This is a genomic window from Desulfohalovibrio reitneri, from assembly GCF_000711295.1.
Taxonomy (GTDB): Bacteria; Desulfobacterota; Desulfovibrionia; order Desulfovibrionales; family Desulfovibrionaceae; genus Desulfohalovibrio; species Desulfohalovibrio reitneri.
This window is the reverse complement of record NZ_JOMJ01000003.1, coordinates 500,306-518,562: the sequence shown is the minus strand read 5'-3', so window position 1 is coordinate 518,562 and position 18,257 is coordinate 500,306. Positions and strand designations below refer to the sequence as shown.

The 18,257-nt window shown below is 65.3% G+C and carries 18 protein-coding genes; 6 read left to right on the top strand and 12 right to left on the bottom strand.

The features are described 5' to 3' along the window. Positions 1–51: 51 nt before the first annotated feature. Genes clpB through N911_RS0102905 form a run of 3 tightly spaced genes read right to left on the bottom strand, consistent with a single transcriptional unit; the run spans position 52 to position 4,017 of the window. Complete coding sequence (gene clpB, locus N911_RS0102915; RefSeq protein ID WP_051693866.1) at positions 52–2,670, bottom strand: ATP-dependent chaperone ClpB; 2,619 nt, start codon at positions 2,668–2,670, stop codon at positions 52–54. Between the two features lie 15 nt (positions 2,671–2,685). Further along, entirely contained in the window at positions 2,686–3,000 is a 315-nt protein-coding gene (locus N911_RS0102910; RefSeq protein ID WP_029894173.1) for a chaperone modulator CbpM, read from the bottom strand. Positions 3,001–3,003: 3 nt separating this feature from the next. Continuing rightward, on the bottom strand, positions 3,004–4,017 hold the full coding sequence (locus N911_RS0102905; protein WP_029894171.1) for a DnaJ C-terminal domain-containing protein: 1,014 nt from the start codon (positions 4,015–4,017) through the stop codon (positions 3,004–3,006). A gap of 110 nt (positions 4,018–4,127) precedes the next feature. Between N911_RS0102905 and N911_RS0102900 the strand changes: the two genes are divergently transcribed. Together N911_RS0102900 and N911_RS0102895 are read left to right on the top strand one after the other, a co-directional pair. Further along, on the top strand, positions 4,128–5,225 hold the full coding sequence (locus tag N911_RS0102900) for a polysaccharide deacetylase family protein (RefSeq protein WP_029894169.1): 1,098 nt from the start codon (positions 4,128–4,130) through the stop codon (positions 5,223–5,225). A gap of 56 nt (positions 5,226–5,281) precedes the next feature. Next, positions 5,282–5,962 (top strand): Smr/MutS family protein, encoded by a 681-nt coding sequence (locus tag N911_RS0102895; protein ID WP_029894167.1) that lies wholly within the window; start codon positions 5,282–5,284, stop codon positions 5,960–5,962. Positions 5,963–5,996: 34 nt separating this feature from the next. Here N911_RS0102895 and N911_RS0102890 read toward each other — a convergent pair whose 3' ends face one another. The 3 genes from N911_RS0102890 to N911_RS0102880 form a co-directional block, all read right to left on the bottom strand. Then, positions 5,997–7,292, bottom strand: a complete 1,296-nt coding sequence (locus N911_RS0102890; protein ID WP_237559957.1) for an IS5 family transposase — start codon at positions 7,290–7,292, stop codon at positions 5,997–5,999. Between the two features lie 134 nt (positions 7,293–7,426). Beyond that, positions 7,427–9,001 carry a BTAD domain-containing putative transcriptional regulator gene (locus N911_RS0102885; protein ID WP_029894165.1) on the bottom strand — a complete coding sequence of 525 codons (1,575 nt, stop codon included), beginning with the start codon at positions 8,999–9,001 and terminating at the stop codon, positions 7,427–7,429. Positions 9,002–9,053: 52 nt separating this feature from the next. Further along, positions 9,054–9,839 (bottom strand): ChbG/HpnK family deacetylase, encoded by a 786-nt coding sequence (locus N911_RS0102880; RefSeq protein ID WP_029894163.1) that lies wholly within the window; start codon positions 9,837–9,839, stop codon positions 9,054–9,056. A 67-nt stretch (positions 9,840–9,906) separates the two neighbouring features. Here N911_RS0102880 and N911_RS0102875 point away from each other — a divergent pair, with 67 nt between their 5' ends. Genes N911_RS0102875 through N911_RS0102860 form a run of 4 tightly spaced genes read left to right on the top strand, consistent with a single transcriptional unit; the run spans position 9,907 to position 11,136 of the window. Further along, positions 9,907–10,206: a hypothetical protein gene (locus N911_RS0102875; protein WP_138774319.1), complete on the top strand. Its 300-nt coding sequence runs from the start codon at positions 9,907–9,909 to the stop codon at positions 10,204–10,206. A 58-nt stretch (positions 10,207–10,264) separates the two neighbouring features. Beyond that, complete coding sequence (locus tag N911_RS16550) at positions 10,265–10,534, top strand: helix-turn-helix domain-containing protein (RefSeq protein ID WP_029894160.1); 270 nt, start codon at positions 10,265–10,267, stop codon at positions 10,532–10,534. Between the two features lie 51 nt (positions 10,535–10,585). Further along, positions 10,586–10,834: a helix-turn-helix domain-containing protein gene (locus N911_RS16545; protein WP_035104267.1), complete on the top strand. Its 249-nt coding sequence runs from the start codon at positions 10,586–10,588 to the stop codon at positions 10,832–10,834. 50 nt (positions 10,835–10,884) lie between these two features. Continuing rightward, positions 10,885–11,136, top strand: a complete 252-nt coding sequence (locus N911_RS0102860; protein WP_035104266.1) for a hypothetical protein — start codon at positions 10,885–10,887, stop codon at positions 11,134–11,136. Between the two features lie 15 nt (positions 11,137–11,151). Here N911_RS0102860 and priA read toward each other — a convergent pair whose 3' ends face one another. The 6 genes from priA to cdaA are packed head-to-tail and all read right to left on the bottom strand — an operon-like array spanning position 11,152 to position 18,183. After that, complete coding sequence (priA, locus tag N911_RS0102855) at positions 11,152–13,488, bottom strand: replication restart helicase PriA (RefSeq protein ID WP_029894156.1); 2,337 nt, start codon at positions 13,486–13,488, stop codon at positions 11,152–11,154. A 10-nt stretch (positions 13,489–13,498) separates the two neighbouring features. Beyond that, on the bottom strand, positions 13,499–14,212 hold the full coding sequence (locus tag N911_RS0102850; protein WP_138774318.1) for a hypothetical protein: 714 nt from the start codon (positions 14,210–14,212) through the stop codon (positions 13,499–13,501). 32 nt (positions 14,213–14,244) lie between these two features. Further along, positions 14,245–15,114 carry a UTP--glucose-1-phosphate uridylyltransferase GalU gene (gene galU, locus N911_RS0102845; protein ID WP_029894152.1) on the bottom strand — a complete coding sequence of 290 codons (870 nt, stop codon included), beginning with the start codon at positions 15,112–15,114 and terminating at the stop codon, positions 14,245–14,247. A 37-nt stretch (positions 15,115–15,151) separates the two neighbouring features. Continuing rightward, the gene (glmM, locus tag N911_RS0102840) at positions 15,152–16,504 is read right to left on the bottom strand and encodes a phosphoglucosamine mutase (RefSeq protein WP_029894150.1); all 1,353 of its coding nucleotides are present in this window, start codon (positions 16,502–16,504) and stop codon (positions 15,152–15,154) included. A gap of 8 nt (positions 16,505–16,512) precedes the next feature. Beyond that, a complete protein-coding gene (locus tag N911_RS0102835; RefSeq protein ID WP_029894149.1) occupies positions 16,513–17,436 on the bottom strand; it encodes a CdaR family protein in 924 nt (307 codons plus the stop codon). Positions 17,437–17,439: 3 nt separating this feature from the next. Then, positions 17,440–18,183, bottom strand: a complete 744-nt coding sequence (gene cdaA, locus N911_RS0102830; protein ID WP_029894147.1) for a diadenylate cyclase CdaA — start codon at positions 18,181–18,183, stop codon at positions 17,440–17,442. Positions 18,184–18,257 lie beyond the last annotated feature (74 nt).

Here is an 18,257-nt window from a genome sequence, read left to right as displayed (position 1 = left end):
GCCTCAGGCGTCCGGCCCTTTCGCTTCTCGTTCGCTCCGTCAGCCTCTCCCTCAGGCGGCCGTGCTTTCCCGCTCCTCGGGCTGGCCGAAGATCAGTCCTTCCTCGTCCGCGTCCACGGTCACGGCCTGGCCGTCGGTCAGCCTGCCGGAAATGATCTCCTTGGCCAGCGGGGTCTCCACGTTGGAGGCCAGGAACCGCTTCAGCGGCCGCGCGCCGTAGACCGGGTCGTAGGAGGCCCGGGCGATGAAGTCCTTGGCCGCGTCGGTCAGCTCCAGGTCCATCTTGCGGTCCTCCAGCCGCTGCCGCAGGCCGGTGAGCTGCAGTTCGATGATCTGCTTGAGCTGCTCCGGCAGCAACGGCTTGAAGAGGACGATGTCGTCCACCCGGTTGAGAAACTCCGGCCGGAAGGAACGGCGCAGTTCGCCCAGCACTTGGTCGCGGACGCCCTCGTTGAACTCCCCTTCCGGGCTGATGCCCTCCAGCATGTAGGTGGAGCCCAGGTTGGAGGTCATGATGATGATGGTGTTCTTGAAATCCACCGTGCGGCCCTTGGCGTCGGTCAGCCGCCCGTCGTCCAGGATTTGCAGCAGGGCGTTGAAGACGTCGGGGTGGGCCTTCTCGATCTCGTCGAAGAGGATGACCGAGTAGGGCTTGCGCCGCACCGCCTCGGTGAGCTGGCCGCCCTCCTCGTAGCCCACGTATCCCGGGGGCGCGCCGATGAGCCGGGCCACGGTGTGCTTCTCCATGTACTCGGACATGTCCAGCCGCACCATGTTGTCCTGGGAGTCGAACAGGGACTCGGCCAGGGTCTTGCACAGCTCTGTCTTGCCAACGCCGGTGGGGCCCAGGAAGATGAAGGAGCCGATGGGGCGGTACGGGTCCTTGAGCCCGGCCCGGGCGCGGATGACCGCGTCGGCCACCGAGTCCACGGCCTCGTCCTGGCCCACAACCCGCTCGTGCAGCTGCTCGGGCAGGCGCATGAGTTTCTCGCGCTCGCCCTCCACAAGCCGCGAGACAGGGATGCCGGTCCAACGGGAGATGATCTCGGCGATGTCCTCCGGCGAGACCTCCTCCTTGAGCAGGCGCGGGGCTTCGCCCTCGCCGCCTTCCTCGGTCTGGGCCAGGCGCTGTTCCAGGCCGTGCAGCTTGGAGTAGCGCAACTCGGCGGCCTTGTTGTAGTCGAGCTGCCGCTCGGCCTCCTCGATCTCGCGCTTGGTGCGCTCGATCTCCTCCTTGAGCTGGCGCACCGACTCGATGGAGCCCTTCTCGCGCTCCCAGCGGCTGGTCAGTTCGTCGCGCTCCTCCTTGAGGTTGGCCAGTTCGCCTTCCAGCTTCTCCAGCCTGTCGCGCGACTTGACGTCGGTCTCCTTCTTCAATGCCTCGCGCTCGATCTCTAGCTGCAGCACCTTGCGGTTCAACTCGTCCAGTTCGGTGGGCAGGGAATCGATCTCGGTGCGGATCATGGCCGCTCCCTCGTCGATGAGGTCGATGGCCTTGTCCGGCAGTTGGCGGTCGGTGATGTAGCGATGCGAGAGCACGGCCGCGTCCACCAGCGCGCCATCGAGGATGCGCACGCCGTGGTGCACCTCGAAGCGTTCCTTGAGCCCGCGCAGGATGGAGACGGTGTCCTCCACCGTGGGTTCGTCCACCATCACCGGCTGGAACCTGCGCTCAAGCGCGGGATCCTTCTCGATGTTCTTGCGGTACTCGTCCACCGTGGTGGCGCCGATGCAATGCAACTCGCCGCGCGCCAGCATAGGCTTGAGCAGGTTGCCCGCGTCCATGGAGCCCTCGGTCTTGCCCGCGCCCACGATGGTGTGGATCTCATCGATGAAGAGGATGATGCGTCCCTCGGAGGACTGCACTTCCTTGAGCACGGCCTTGAGCCGCTCCTCGAACTCGCCACGGTACTTGGCCCCGGCGATGAGCGCGCCCATGTCCAGGGAGAAAATGGTCTTGTCCTTCAGCCCCTCGGGCACGTCCTCACGCAGGATGCGCTGGGCCAGACCTTCCACGATGGCGGTCTTGCCCACGCCCGCCTCGCCGATGAGGCAGGGATTGTTCTTGGTGCGGCGGGAGAGTACGCGGATGCAGCGGCGGATTTCCGAATCCCGGCCGATGACAGGGTCCAGCTTGCCGTTGCGCGCCTCGTCCACCAGGTCGCGGCCGTACTTGGCCAGCGCCTCGTAGGTATCCTCGGGATTGGCCGAGGTGACGCGCTGCTTGCCCCGCACTTCATTGAGCACGGACAGCACCTTGTCCTTGTCCAGGCCGAAGGAGCGGTTGATCTTGCCCACCGGGCCGCCCTGGTCGCATAAGGTCAGAAAGACGTGCTCCACCGAGGTGTATTCGTCGTTCATCTTCTTGGCCAGGGCCTCGGACCCCACCAGGACTTCCTGCAGGCCGGGGGTGACGTACACCTGTCCCGGCTGGGCGCCTGGTCCGGTCACTTTGGGTATGCGGCCCAGCTCGTCGCGCACCGCCTTGGCGTATGCCTTGATGTCGTACCCGGCCTTCTCCAGCATGCTGGGCACCAAGCCGTTCTCCTGCTCCACCAGGGCCAGCAGAAGATGGGGCGCGTCCACCTGCTGGTGGCCGAAGGTGACGGCCACGTTCTGGGCCTCGGAGACGGCCTCCTGGGATTTTTGAGTGAATTTGTTCAGATCCATATCTGTGCTTCCTCCTTAGGAAAAATATCCGAGCCGGCGCAACTCACGCACCTGGTTTTCCAGGTCGGTGATACGGTCCAGCAGGTCCACGATGATGGTCCCGCCCACCGTGGGCAGGCCGAAGTCGTCGCAGATGCGGCACAGCTTCTTCATGCGGTAGACGTCCACGTCGGTGAACAGATAATCGCCTTCAGCCGTGCGCACCGGCTCTATCCAGCCCAGCTCCACCATGTCGGCCATGCGCTGGCCGCTGATGGGGGCGATCTCGACGAGCTGGGCCCAGGCGATGAGTTCAGACTGGGCAGGCAAGGTCTTTTCTCGCTTCCGCATACATCAACTCCGGGGGTTGAAATCGCTGGTCTCGGCCAACTTCTCCCACAGCTCCCGCTGTTCGTCGGTCAGTTCCCTGGGCAGCTTGATCAGCAGGCGCACGAACATGTCGCCCTTGTTGACGCCGCTGCCCAGCCCCTTGCCGCGCAGCCGCAGTTTCTGGCCGCTGGAGGAACCGGCGGGAATCTTCATCTCCACCCGGCCGTCCAGCGTGGGAACCTTGACCTGCGCGCCCAGGGCGGCTTCCCAGGGAGTCAGAGGGAGGTCCACGACGATGTTGTTTTCCTCCACCTTGAACCGCGAATGCGGGCGGATGTTGACCTTGAGGTAGAGGTCGCCGGCCTTGCCCCCGCCCATGCCGGGGTTGCCCTGGCCGGCCAGCCGGATGCGCTGCCCGCTCTTGATGCCGGGCGGGATGTTCACGTTGAGGGTCTTGGTCTGGTTGCGCGGGCGTCCATCCGGCCCCACGGCCTGCTCCTGCATGGAAATGGTCTTGGAACCGCCCCGGTAGGCCTCCTCCAGGGTGAGGCCCAGGGTGGCCTCGGCGTCGGAGCCGCGCCGCTGGCGAGGTCCGCCGAAGCCCGTGCCGCCGGTGAAGCCCGCGCGGCCGAACATGTCCTCGAAGCCCCCGGCCTGGCCGCGGCCGCCGCCACCGGCGAAGCCTCCGCCGCCTCCTCCGAAGATGAACTCGAAGAAGTCGGAGAAGCCTTCGAAGCCCGCTCCGCCGGGACCTCCCGCGCCGCCGAAGTGCCGTTCATACCCCGGCGGGGGCTGGAAATCCTGCCCCTGCTGCCAATTGGGGCCCAGGGAGTCGTAGAGCTTGCGCTTTTCGGGATCCTTCAGGACCTCGTACGCCTCCCCCACCTCCTTGAACTTGTTCTCGGCCTCGGGATCGTCGGGGTTGAGGTCCGGGTGGTACTTGCGCGCCAGCTTCTTGTAGGCTTTGGAAATCTCCTCCTGGCTCGCGCTGCGCGACACATCCAGGATTTCATAGTAGTCCTTGTACTTCACGCTCATCTCGGATAGCACTCCTTCGCGGTATCTCCGATTCCGGATTCAAGCCGGCACAACGAACACCATAAACCGCGCAAGCGGCTCGTCAATAATCTGACAGCAAAAAAATGCAGATGGCCCGCTCTCTTCCAGTCGCACTCTACCACTACATTTCCAAGCTTGCGAACGCCATTTCCGTTCACCCGGATACTTTCGCCTCGCACCTCAAGGCCATGGAACGAGGCGGATTCCGGGGCATCGGGCTGGACGAGGCCGTGGATTTCCTGGCTCGCGGCAAGGATTTGCCCAAGGGCGCGGCGCTGCTGAGCTTCGACGACGGATTTCTGGACAACTACGTCCACGCCTGGCCCATCCTGGCCGAGCGCGGCCATAAGGGCGTGGTCTTCGCGGTGACGGACCGCATCGGCCATGAATCTCCCCGCCCCACGCTTGCCGATGTGCGTGACAACGACGCCCTCGCCAAAGACCTGCCCCATGTGGACGAACCGTTCGGGCTGAACGAACTGGGCCATCGCCGCCGCCGCGACCTGTTTCTGAGCTGGCCCGAGGCCAGGCGCATGGAGGAGTCCGGCGTCATGGCGGTTGAGCCGCACACCGCCTCCCACGCCGAGGTGTTCCGCGCGGACGAGTACAACGGATTCTTCCAGCCCGGCCCGCGCTCCCGCACCTTCGACCGGGTGGGATTTCCCGTGCCCTGGGGGCTGCCCCGCTTCGCCACCGGCCCCGGGCTGACCACCCGGGCCTTTCTGCCTTCGGAGGAGCTGCTGGGCCTGGTGCACTCCCTGGTGCCCCAGGACAAAGCCGGGGCGCACGACTTTTTCCGCGACGAAGCCAACGTCCAGCGGCTGCGGCGAAAGATGGAGGCCCTGCCCCGCTCCCGATGGGGGCGGAAGGAAGAGCCGGGGGAGTTCGCCGAAAGGGTGCGGGAGGAAGTGGCCCGCTCGGTACGAACGGTGGAAAGCGAACTGGGCAGGCCCGCGCGCGCCCTGGCCTGGCCCTGGGGCGCCTACTCCCCCGAGGCGCTGGAGGCCGCCCGCGAGTGCGGTGTGGAGGCCATGTTCTGCACCACCACCGGCCCCAACCCGCCGGGCTCGCCCCTGCACGTGCATCGATTCAAGGCCCGCCAGCGGAGCGGGCTGTGGCTTCTCTCACGGCTGCACATCTGGTCGCGCCCCTGGCTGGGCGGCGCCTACGCCCGCCTCAAGCGCTGAGCCCTCCTCCTTGCGGCCCGGCCCGGGCATGACTATGCTCACAGGTGGAGGCAGCCATGTCCGACAATCCCTTCAAGAAGTTGAAGAAAATCAAGGTGGAACGGGAGAAGGCCGAACCTGCCCGGAAGGCCCCGTCCCCAGAGCCGCCTCCCCCGGACGAGGAGGACGCCTTTTTCAAAGCCATGTCCGGCGTCACTCCGCTGGACGGCAAAGAAAAAATCGCCTCCACCAAAAAACCGCCAGCCCCCCGTTCACCCGCCGAGGACGACTCCGCCAGTACCCTGGAAAAACTGGTCAACGGCGAGTTGGACTTCGAGTTGGAGTACACCGACGAATACATGCACGGCCACGTGCGCGGCCTGGATTCCAAGATATTCCGGCGTCTCAAGGCCGGAACGTACGCTGTGGAGACCCACCTGGACATGCACGGCATGACCATGGACCAAGCATACGACTCGTTGCTTTTTTTTCTGCGCGAGGCCTACCTGTCCGGCAACCGCACGGTGCTGCTCATACCGGGCCGGGGCCTGGGTTCGCCCATGGGGCGGGGAGTTCTGAAACGTGAGTTGCAGACCTGGCTGACGCGCGAGCCGCTGAAGCGGGTGGTGCTGGCCTACTGCACCGCCCAGCCGTCCCACGGCGGCGCGGGGGCCCTGTACGTGCTGCTGCGCAGAAAGCGCAAGGGGCAGGGCAAGGTCAATTTCGACCGCGCCGGCTTTTTCGGCGAGGAATGGTAGCTAGTCGGTCCTGAAAAAGGCCTTTCAGATTGAATCAGGCGTACTTTAGTCTGCCCCGACTCCAGGTTCCGAAGCAGAGCCAAGGGGCGAAAAGAGACAAAAAGTGCTTCAGTCCCCGCATCCACTTCTTGAAGTTGAACGCGGCTGCGGCCATCAGCAGGTTGATCGCATCACCGAGGGCCCCTTTCAGGAAGTTTTTGGCCATGCGGAAGTCGTGTTTGAGATGTCCGATCACCGGCTCGATGCCAGCGCGTCTGCGAAAACGTTGCCTGGCCTTTCGTCTCTGGTAGGGCGTGTCGCTTTTCTTCGGCCGGCCCGGAATCAGAATGCTCGTGTCACCGACTTTTTTGCGCCCCCTGTAACCCCGGTCACAGATGGCCGCCTCGGGGCAGGATTCCGTGATTTGCGAAACTTGCTCCAGAACATCCGGCAGGGTGTGACCGTCGAAAACGTTCTCCTTGAAGGACATGGCTCCTACGATCACACCGGTGGTCTTGGTCCAGGCGATGGAGGCCTTGCGTCCGAACTCGTACTTTTTGTGCTCTTTGCCCTTGCCGATGCAAAGCACGTCCGGTTCGTGCAGGCTGTAGGTCTTGTTCTTGTCGGTACGTTTCTGGTCATGGACCCGGCGGAAGAGCTGCATAGCTTCCCTGTGCCTGGCCAACGAATCCTTGGGCAGTTTGCGCTCAAGTTCGCGGATCAGGACGCCAGCCATGGTCCGAATGCGTTTGATGATCTTGCGACTCTTGAATCGCTGGCGCAGGAGGCCTGGCAATTCACGGCGGAAACTGCGGCGCAAGCTGATTCCTTCGAACTCGGCGATGGCCCTGCATCGCTTGATGACCTTGGTCAGAAGCTTCACGTCAGTGGGGAAGGTGATGTTCTTCTCCTGGACCGTGGTGTCCACGGCGATCTCCCGCTCCATGGCGTCGTCGCCGTGCAGACCCACCGAGACCTCGAAGATCAAACGCGCCCCACCCTCGCCGATGCGTTTGCGGAAATAAACCAAGTCCGTGGGGTCACAAGGAAGCCTCCACCGGAAATGCGTCTCACCGCAGAAGGCCTGATAGTAGGGGTTCCGGACCCAAGCCTCAATGACACGCTCGTCGCTCAGATTTTCAAGCTGCTTGAGGATCATGAGCCCGACCATGAGTCTGATGGGCTTTGCTGGACGACCATACTCACTATAGAGGCTAGAAAACTCCTGCTCGAACCTTTCCCAGGGGATGTTCGCTGCAAGCTTGAGCAGCGGGTCCTTGGGATTGAGCTGATCGATGAGGTCCTCGTAGAGGAAATTGCCCTGATCGCTTTTGGCTGGCTTGGCCTTCATCATCACTCCCGAACCGGTGACGGCGCGACCGGTTTCTTGCAGAATCACTACAGTTCCTGGTCGAGAATGATACATTGAATGCTACACTTTGTTAATTTTTTTCAGTGGCATGGATGTTTTTCAGGGCCGACTAGCTACTTGCCGAAGCGGAAGGGCGACTTGCCGGGGTCGATGTAGAGATCGTACTTGCTGGCCCGGTTTTCCTTGCGGCGCTTTTCCGCGGTTTCGCCGCCCGGCTTGTCCAGGTCGTACACCGCCCGGCCGTCCCCGGCGTGCTCCTTGAGGGCCTCGGTGCCCTCGCGCGCGCCCAGGTTCATGGCATCCATCTCCGAGGACTTGGCGTAGAAGCCATGGGCCACACGCAGGGCATCCGAGGCGCGCATGTCGCGTGCGCCTTCCGGACCGCCACGCAGCCGGCCGCCCAGGTCCCGGTACAGATCGCCCAGCCGCTGGTAGGCGCGCGACGCCTTCTCTTCCCCCGGATCCAGGGCCACGATGTCCTCGAACACCTTCTTGCAATCCTGGAACAGGTCCTCGTAACTCTCACCGTCCGTGATGAGGGCGGCCATGCCAAGCAGTGCAGAGCCGTAGTCCATGAGAAGGTCCACCCGCTCTCCATCGCTGAGCATGCTGGCGAGTGTGGGGTCGTTAAGGATTTCCACCAGCACGTCCTGCGACAGTTCGGGAAAGGCGTCGCCGCAGGCGTCGATGAGGTCCCGGCCCAGGCGCAGCGCCTCGCGCCGGGAGGACTCGGCCCTGTTTCTGCGGCTGGCCAGAAACTCCCGGTACGCCTCCCGCAGCACGCCCTCCGCCTTGTAGCGCTCGCCGAAAGCCAAGTAGAGGCGGCCGCGCAAAATCTTGCGGTCTGTGTTGATGGGGCTGACCCGGTCCAATTCCTCCAGGTAGGTCAGCTGTTTGCGCCTGAACCGTTTGGCCTCCTCCGGCGTGGCGTTGAAGGCGCCGGCCATCTGCCCATACAGGTCGGCCAGCCGCAGACGCGGCTCCAGGAACATCTGTGCCCTCTCCACGGCCAGAGCCGCCTCATAGGCGTCTATGGCCTCGGCCACCCGTTCCAGCCGTTCCAAGGCCTCGCCCATGACCACGTGGGCGCGGGGATAGGTGGGATAGCCGCCCACGGCCCGGCCGGCCGCCTCCAGGGCCTCCTCATGACGCCCTTCCCGCAGAAGCCGCCTGGCTTCCAGGTAGAGGGCCTTGTGGCGCGGCGGGGCGATGGTCTCCACGATCTTGGTGATGATGGTGTTCTGCGTGTAGGGCAGCACCACGATGTCGTCCGCACCCTTTTCCGTGAAGTAGGCCACCTTCTCCTCGAACATCTGGTTGGAGACGATGACCGCATGCACATCCCGCAACTGGGGATCGGCGCGCAACGACTCCAGAATGGTCACGTCGTCGCGATCGTTGTGGTCCAGAAAAAGGAAGGGCGTCCCTCCCCGGCCACGCAGGCGGTGCAGGGCCTCGTAGCCGAGCCGGGTGTCTGTGTAGAACTCGACCCGGCTCTCGCGGCTGGCCAGCTCGCCGGAGAGCATGCCCGAAAGCACGGTGTTGAACTTGGCGTTCTCGAAGACCACGAAGACGCCGCCCCGATCCAGAAACTCGGCGATCTCGCCCTTGTAGCCCTCGAAGGTGTCGCCATCCAGCCTGGGCGGAGCGAAGCTCCTTACCCTGCCGGTGCGGGTGGATTCGTCCATGTGTGTCTGTTTCCAAAGGGTTGCCGGAAAAGTACAATCCAACCTTACATTGTCAAGCGGCACCTTCCAGCGGGTCAAGCTCAGCGAAACCGACCAATACCGCCTCAAACCGCCGCGCCAGTGCCGGCATGTCCGCCTGGGCCAGGGCGTGCGTTTCGCGCACGCGCTCTTCGCGGTAGGAGCTGACGCCCTCCAACTCCTCCGGGGCGAACCCGGGATGGCACATCAGCTCCAGCGCCTGCCCGTCCTTGATCCCATTCAGTCCTTCGGCGATGACCGGCTCCAACCTCTCCGGGCTGGCCCCCGGGCCGAACCACGCCGTCAGGCAACCTTGGGGGGAGGGTACGCCCGCCAACCCGGCCCGGGCGGCCATGTCCGCGTCGCACACGCGCAGGGGCAGGCCGAACCGCCGGGCCAGCCGCAGCGCCACGGGCAGGAGATCGGATCGGAAATGCACGTGGTGGTGGCTGTCCAGATGGGTGGGACTTGCCCCCAATGCCTCGGCCACCGCATCGATTTGGGCCTCCCACTCCCGCTCCACCGCCTCGGGCCGGGGAGTGCCCAGCTCTTCGGGACGGAGTGGAAAAAAGCCGGAAGCGTCCACCAACCCGGCCCCCCGTTTTCTTTCCACCAATCCGCGACCGCCGGTCAACTGCAAGTGGACACCGCATCGCCCGGCCAATCCGCTTTTGTATGCGCGTATCCTTTCCAGCGAGCCGGACGCGCAAGCCATGGCCGTCGCCGAGGAAATGGCCCCGGCCTCCAGCAGATCAGCCACGGCCCGGCATATCCCCTCGGACAACCCGACGTCGTCCGCGTTGACGAGGAATCGCTTCATGGTCCCCCGCTTGCAATGTCCGTTCTCACGTCACACCGTTTTCACATTGCAACTGTACACAATTCCCATGTCTCCCCAAACGGATCCCGCACGGGATACCCGCATTCACACGGCGGTCAAGAGACTGCCCCCGAGAGTCAGGCTGGCACTGGGCTGGCTCCTGCTGCTGCTGGGCGTGCCACTGTACATCCTGCCCATCCCCTTGGGACTGGCGTTCATCGTGCCGGGCGTCTACCTGCTGTGCGGCGCATCCCCCGCTCTTGGCCGCCGGTTCGCCACGTTGCGGCGCTCCCTGCCACGCCTTGGCGGAAAACGCGGCACCGCTCGGGGAGGCCGGAGGCGGAAATCCGCCGGGTTGCATCCCTGAATAAGTAACCCCTTGCGATTCCTGTTGAACGTATGTATCTTCCCCAAAGGGGAAGGCTATGGAAGGACCGTTCGAGAGCGACTCGCTCCCCAGCCGGGAGCGTGATGACGACATGCTTCGCCTGGATTTGCACCAAGTTGACAGGCGTACCGCCCTGCGTACTTGGCTCGCCTACCATGGGGTCAGCGAATCCGATTTGGCCCGCAGGCTGGGCGTCAGCCCCTCCACGGTAGCCCGCTTCGTCGGCGGGCAACGCGCATCCAAAAACATCCTAGAGCGGCTCGTTCGCGAGGGGCTGCCGAGGGAACTTCTGGAGCGCGACGCCTGACACGGCCGAAAAGGCTTCAACTCAGGTCAATTTTTTGCCATACTGCGAGCCATGCGGCTCGTTCTGGATTTGAGCGCCGTGGACCGCGAGCGCGCCCTGCGCGCCTGGCTCGTGTACCATGGAATCGGAGAGAAGCGCCTCGCCGAACAATGCGGCGTGACCCCCTCCACCATCACCCGGCTCATCAAGGGTCAGCGCTGCTCCCGCAAGCTCATCGGCATGCTGGTGGACATGGGGATTCCCGCGTCCCTGCTGCCTTCCCCCGGTCCCGGACCCGGCCGTCCCCGCAAAACCGAATGACATTGAAATTTTCCTTTGAATAATCGGTAAGTTTTTGCCAAAATAACCGGATGGCGTTCGTGCTTGACTTGACCCGGGTCAACCCGGAACGGGCCATCAACGCGTGGCTCGTCTACCACGGCATCAGCAAGTCCTCCCTGGCCAAAGAGCTGAACGTGGATCCGTCATTCATCACCTACGTCATCCAGGGCAAACGCCGTTCCCGCACCGTTCACGCCGAACTCATCCGGCTGGGCATTCCCGAGGAGCTTCTGCCCTCCCCCGGCAATGGCCCCGGCCGTCCCCGCGTGAAAAAGGACTGAGCCCGCAGGTCGGCTCTACAGCATGTTCAGCGGATCGAGGTCCAGGTTGAGACGCAGGGGCGAGTCGCGTCCCACCGCGCTCCTGGCCTCGGCGTAGAGTGAGCGCAGATCCGGCCAAGCGTCGGCCTTGCACAGGCAGTGGAAGCGCAGCCTGCCCTTGAGCTGAGCCAGCGGAGCCGGGGCCGGACCCAGCATGCGCACCCCCAGTTCCGCTGCCCGCTCGCGCAACAGGCTGGAGAGCCGCTTCAGTTCCGATGCGCCCCCCTCGTCACCCGCCTTGTGGCTCAACCGGATGAGCCCCAGCTTGGCGAAGGGCGGGTAGCCGAAACGCCGCCGCATTTCCAGTTCCCGGCGGAAGAACCCCTCGTAGTCCGCCCGCAGCACGAAATTCCAGAACGGATGGGACGGGCTTCTTGTCTGGATGAGCACCCGTCCCGGCTTTTCCCCCCGCCCTGCGCGGCCGGATACCTGCACCAGCAGTTGAAAGACGCGCTCTGCGGCCCGGTAGTCTGGCAGATTCAACCCCAGGTCGGCGTCCGCGGCCACAGCCAGAGTGACGTCCGGGAAGTGGTGGCCCTTGGAGAGCATCTGGGTGCCCACCAGCACCTGGGCCTCGCCCCGGGCGAATTTGGCCAGGATGGCCTCCATGCGCTCCTGGTTGCGGCCCGCGTCCCGGTCCAGCCGCAATACGTTCGTGCCGGAGGGCAGCAGGTCGCCCAGTCGCTCCTCCAGCCGCTCCGTCCCTTCGCCCATGGGAAACATGTCCGCCTGCCCGCATTGGCCGCAGACGCAGGGGAAGGGGCTGGAATGGCCGCAGTAGTGGCAGAGCAGCCGCCCCCTTGCCTTGTGGAAGGTCAGGGACACCTTGCATTCGGGACAGCCCACCGGCTCACGGCAGACCTGACAGAACATGATGGGCGCGTAGCCGCGCCGGTTGAGCAGGATGACCGCCTGTTCCCCGGCTTCCACCGTGGCTTGCAGCGCCTCGGCCGTGGTGGAGCCGAGCGGCTCCGGCCCGGCCTGGGACATGTCCACCAGATCCACGCCCGGCAGCCTGCCTCCGCCCACCCGGTTGGCCAGGGTGTGTTTGACCATGGCCCCGCTCTCGCCCGCCTGGTAGGTTTTTACGTCCGGGGTGGCGGAGCCCAGCAGCAGCACCGCCCCGGCCCGCTCGCAGCGGAACCAGGCCACTTCCTTGGCTTGGTAGGAGAGCCGTTCCTCCTGCTTGAAGGACTCGTCGTGCTCCTCGTCGAGAATGACCAGCCCCAGGTCGCGTTGCGGCAGGAAAAGGGAGGAACGGGTGCCCACGACAACCGTCGGCTCCGGCGACCGGGCGGCCCGCTCGAACAGTTTCTCCCTCCTGGCGCGGGCCTGGTAGCCGTGGTGAAAGGCCACCTTCTCCCCCAAGGCGCCGTGGAAACGCCGGTACAGGGCCAGAGCCAGAGCCACCTCCGGGGCCAGCACCAGCACGGAGCGTCCCGCCTCCAGGCAGGCCCGGGCCAGATGCAGGTAGACCAGGGTCTTGCCGCTGCCGGTAACGCCGTGCAGCAGGGCCGGATGGAAAGCCCCGCGCTCCAGCGCCTCGCGCAAATTCCCGATGACCTCCGCCTGTTCCGCCGTGGGCTCCAACGACCAGGCGTCGTCCGCCGGCCCCTCCTTCTCCGGGGCCGGTTCCCAGGCCTCCCTGGCGATGCGCACCAGTCCCTTGTCCGCCAGGGCGGATACGGCACGGTCCGCTCCGTCGCCAAGGGCGGACTTGAGCACCGGAAGCGGCGTGTCCCCCCGTCCAAGAAGGAACTCCAGCACCTCTTCTTGCCGCTTGGCGCCGGGCCGGATGGGCCACGGCGGTTCGCACTCCAGAATGACGTACCGCTCCGCCTCGCGGGCCAGGGGGGTGGCCTGCCCCATTTCGCCGCGCATCCAGGCTCCGGCCAACCGCTCCAGTTCCCCCTGGTCCGCCTTGCGCAGCGCGGCCGCCTCCACCCGGCGCGGCCGTCCGCCGGAGCGGTCCTCAAAGGCCACTTTGGCGCTGCGGAACCCCTGTGGCAACAGCGCGGCCAGCACCTCGCCCAGCCCCCGGCACTGCCGCGCGGCCAGATTGCGGGCCATGTCCAGGTAGTCGGCGTCCAGCAACGGCTCGCGCTCCAGGGGCCAGAGCAGGGGCTTGACCTCCACTCCCGGCGGCGGGTCGGACTCGGTGTCCAGCAAAACGGCCGCTCGGGAGCCGTTGCCCAGCGGCGCCAGCACCCGGCAGCCAGGGAACCAGGCGTCCCGGGGCAAGTAGTCCGGCAGGGCGTAGGTCAGGATGGAATAGGGAGGGGAAAGCAGCAGGACGCTGACGAAGGGGCCCATGGGCCGCCTCCTATCTGGCCAGAAGGAACCAGGAACGGAGCGCGTCCAGAGGGGCGGGCTGCTCCGACGGCGTGGCCACTCCCGCCAGCCTTGAGCGCAGAGCATCCGGAGAGAACAGCTCCGGCCGCAGGCCCATGTTCGCCCCGCGCCACTGCAGGCTGAACTCAATAACCTCGTCCTCCCCGCCGGGAACGGCGTGGGTCGCCTTGCCCGCCTGGGGGAACCAGTTGACCTGGCTTCGCTTGAAATCTTTATAGTCCAGGGTCAGCCGCTCGCCGCTTGGGGCTTGCCTGACCAGGCGCATGACCACCTTGCGCTCGGTGTCGATCCAGGCGCGCCCCTCGCCGGAGCGGCCCAGCACGAGGCATGGCCTGTCGCGCAGGAAGGCGAAGGAACGCGTGTCGGCGTCCACCCCGAAACGCGTCAGCGTCTCCATGGGGTCGGCCATGCGCCAAGGCGCGGTGAGCGGCAGCGGAAACGAGGAGGCGGCGGGCCAGGAGGCGTAGAGCCGGTCGCCTGCGCCAACGGCCGCGGCCATGAGGCGGTCGCCCATCACCCATTCCTGCCGCCACCTTTCGTCGGATCGCCACAGGCGGGCGGTCTCGTTGCGGCTGAACTCGGCCCGGAGGGCGTAGTTGCGTAGCCCGGAGTAGGAGGTGCGCACCTCCTCCATGAACTCCTGCTGGTCCGGCAAAAAGGCCCCCGCCGGGAGACAGGTCAACATCCAAGCGAGGGCTGTCAGGATCGCCAGGCGGGTCAGCTGCAAGACAGCAACTCCCGAAGCCGCTGCACTAGGTCGTCGCGCAGATCCTCGTCGTGCAGGGCGAAGTAGATGTTGGCCGTGAGGTAATCCACCCAGTCCCCGGCGTCGAACCGCTGGCCGTGGATCTTCACCGCCAGCAGGCGGTTTGCCTTGGCCAGCCCCTGCAGGGCGTCGGTGAGTTGGATTTCACCGCCCACGCCGGGCTCCACCTTCTCCAGGTGCTCGAAAATCTCCGGGGTGAGCACGTAGCGCCCGATGACGGCCAGGCGCGACGGGGCCTCGCTGACCGGCGGCTTCTCCACCAGGTTGCGGACCTTGTACTTGCCGGGATTGATCTCCTCTCCGGCGATGATGCCGTAGTTGGAGACCTTGGACTGGGGAACCTCCATGACGCCGACCACGGCCATGTTCTCGCTGCGGGCCACGTCGATGAGCTGCTTGATGCCCGGCTCCGCGCCGAACAGGAGGTCGTCTCCCACCATGACCGCGAAGTTGTCGTTCTTGACCGCCTCGCGGGCGCAGAGCACGGCGTGGCCCAGACCCAGCTGGACCTTCTGCCGTACGGAGATGATGTTGACCATCTCGGCCACCTGCCGCACCTCCGCCAGGAGCTTTTCCTTGCCGCCGCGCTCCAGGACCCGCTCCAGGGTGAGGTTGTAGTCAAAGTGGTCCTCGATGATCTTTTTGTTCTGGTTGTTGATGAAGACCACGTTGTTCAGGCCGGAGGTCATGGCCTCCTCGACAACATACTGCACAGTGGGCTTCTTGTAGACCGGCAGCATCTCCTTGGGGATGTTCTTGGTGGCTGGCAGGGAGCGGGTTCCCCACCCCGCGACGGGAATGACGACCTTGTTGATGATCATGCGCGACCCCTTTTGGGAGGTTACAGTGTGTCCGTACTCAACGTAACCGTTTCCCGACCGTTTCCGCAATGTCCCTGGCCAATTCATCCACCAGGGCCTTGTCCTCGCCCTCCACCATGACACGCGCCTTGGGCTCGGTGCCGGAATAGCGCAGCAGCACTCTGCCCCGCCCGGCCAGCCGCTCCTCGGCCAGGGCCACGCATCTGGCTATCTCCGGTTCGTCGTCGAAAGGAATCTTGCACCCCACCTCCACGTTGCGCAGCACCTGCGGCATGGGGGTCAGCAGGTTGGCCAGCTCGGACAGCGGCCGCTGCTTCTCCACCATGATGCGCAAAAGCTGCAGCGCGGCCAGGATGCCGTCGCCGGTGGTGGCGAAATTGATGAAAATGATGTGGCCCGACTGCTCGCCGCCCAGCACCGCGCCCTCGCGGCGCATGGCTTCGGCCACGTAGCGGTCGCCCACCTTGGTGCGCAGCAGCCTCCCGCCGCACTCCTTCATGAACAGTTCCAGGGCCAGGTTGCTCATGACCGTGGCCACCAGGGTGTTGTTCTTCAACTCGCCGCGCTCCAGCAGGTCGCGGGCGCACAGGGCCATTATCTGATCGCCGTCCAGCACCCTGCCCTTCTCGTCCACCACGATGAGCCGGTCGCCGTCGCCATCCAGGGCGATGCCGATGTCCGCGCCCACCTCCATCACCTTGGAGGCGATGAGGCCCGGATGCGTGGAGCCGCACTCGTCGTTGATGTTCTTGCCGTTGGGCTCGCAGGCGATCTTGATGACCTTGGCCCCAAGCTCCTCCAAGGCCATGGGCGCGACCTTGTAGGAAGCCCCGTTGGCGCAGTCCAGGGCGATGGTCAGCCCCTCCAGGTTGATCCGGGTGGGGAAGGTCTGTTTCAAGGCCACAATGTAGCGGCCCAGGGCGTCGGAGATGCGGTGGGCGCGTCCCACTTCCTCGGGCGGCGGGTAATCCTCGAAGCCGTTGGAGAGGACCATGGAGGTGATGCGGTCCTCAATCTCGTCCGGCAGCTTCATGCCCGCTTCGTCGAAGAACTTGATGCCGTTGTCCCAGTGGGGGTTGTGCGAGGCGGAGATGACCACTCCGGCCGAAGCGCGCATGTTGCGCGAAAGGAAGGAGATCGCCGGCGTGGGCATGGGCCCCACCAGAAAGACGTCCATGCCCGCGGCGCAGAACCCGGAGGTCAGGGCCGACTCGAACACGTAGCCGGACAGCCGGGTGTCCTTGCCGATGACGATGCGGTTGTGGTGCACGCGGGAGGAAAAGACGCGTCCGGCGGCCAGCCCAAGCTTGAGGGCCACTTCCGCGGTCATGGGGTATTGGTTGACCCGGCCGCGCAGGCCGTCGGTCCCGAAGAGTCGTTTGTCGGTCATGCTGTCGCTCAGTTTTCCCGATCCGCCCGCTCGTCCCCGTCGGGCACGGCGCGGACTTCGTCGGGCTTGGCTTCCAAAAGGTTGTAGAATTTGGGCAGGGTGACATCCAGCCCGACCATGCCGCCCTCCGGCGGCAAACCGTTCAGAGGAGCGGCCCGCACCTCGATGCCCTCACGGAATCCGGCGTCCACCGTGAGATACCTGGGCACCTCAAGGTGCAGACGCACCTCCCCGGGGTCGAAGCGGTAGCCGCGCTTCGCCGAGTCCGGCAGACCTACCGGCATCTTGACCCAAATGTCCAGCAACTCGGGCCCGAAAAAGAGGCTGGCGAGAACGCCGGAGGGTTCCGCCTCCACCGTGGGCGGCAGGTCCAGGGCCACCTCCCGCGTGACCTCCTCGGGCCGGGGGGAAGGCAGATCCACGGGACGTGTCGGCACGGCCTCCAGGCCGTCCAGGTATCCCTCGGGGCCAATTACTTGGACCGTGGGCGGATCGGTCTCGGCGCGGCGAAAGCGCCAGCTGGCGTCCAACTCGCCCTTCCACTCCGGCCGGACCGCCATCTCCCGGCTGACCACCCTGTCCGCCCGCACGGTCAGCCGCGGCGGCTTGATCTCCAGGGCTCGCACCGCGCCGGAAAGGGGGAACTGCCCCGGATCAAGGTTGATTACGTTCTCCCCCGGTTCGAGCCCGGAGAGATCCAGGGTGTAGGCCATGTCCGCGGCGGCCAGGTTGCGGATGAGTGCGCTGGGACCGCGCACCCGCACCTCCACCTTGCCCACCAGGCCGTCCATGATGACCATGTCCGAAGGGGTATTGGAGGTGACGACCGGGGCCTGCACCCAGGTCTCCACGCGCTCCCGCCCGGAGACCAGGTACCAGGAGAACACGGCCAGCACCAAAGCCAGCAGGGCGTATTGCCAGTTCTCGCGCACGCCTTACCGCTCCAGCGCTTCCTTGACCTTGCCGAACAGGGAGGCCTCGGTCAGTCCGTAATAGATGCGGCCGCGCTCCACCAGGGAAATCTCCCCCCGTTCCTCGCTGACCACCAGAACCACGGCATCGGTCTCCTCGGTGATGCCGATGGCCGCGCGGTGGCGCGTGCCGAAGGCGCTGGACAGGGAGGCGTCGTGGGTCAGGGGCAGGATGCAGCTGGCCGCCTTGATGCGGTCTCCGCTTATGACCACCGCGCCGTCGTGCAGGGGGGTGTCGTGGAAGAAGATGGTGGTCAGCAGTTCGTCGGAGACCTTGGCGTCGATGGGCACGCCCTTCTCTATGACGTCGCCCAGGGGCACCCGCTGCTCGAAGACCACCAACGCGCCGATGCGCGGCTTGGCCATGGATGTCAGGGAAGTGATGACTTCTTTGAGTGTCCGTTCCCGTACTCCTCCCTTGCGCCAGAAACGCCCCGCGCCCACATCGGCCAGGGCCTTGCGGATGTCCTGCTGGAAGAGGATGATGATGACCAGGAAAATGGAGCCCAGGAAGTTGGCCAGGAACCAGTTGAGGGTGTAGAGCCCCAGCTCGCCGGACAAATAGTACAGGGCCAGCACCAACACCAGTCCATAGATGGCCGGAACCGCCCGGGTCCCCTTGAAGAGCAGGATCAGGCGGTAGTAGATGAAGGCCACCAAGCCGACGTCGAGCAGTTCGCGCCAGCTTATTTGGGAAGCGTCGAGCATGGCATCGGGTTCCTTGGCTGGCGCGGAGTACTCCCTGCGTGGAGCCGGTTCGCCATCCGGGACAATCTAGCCCC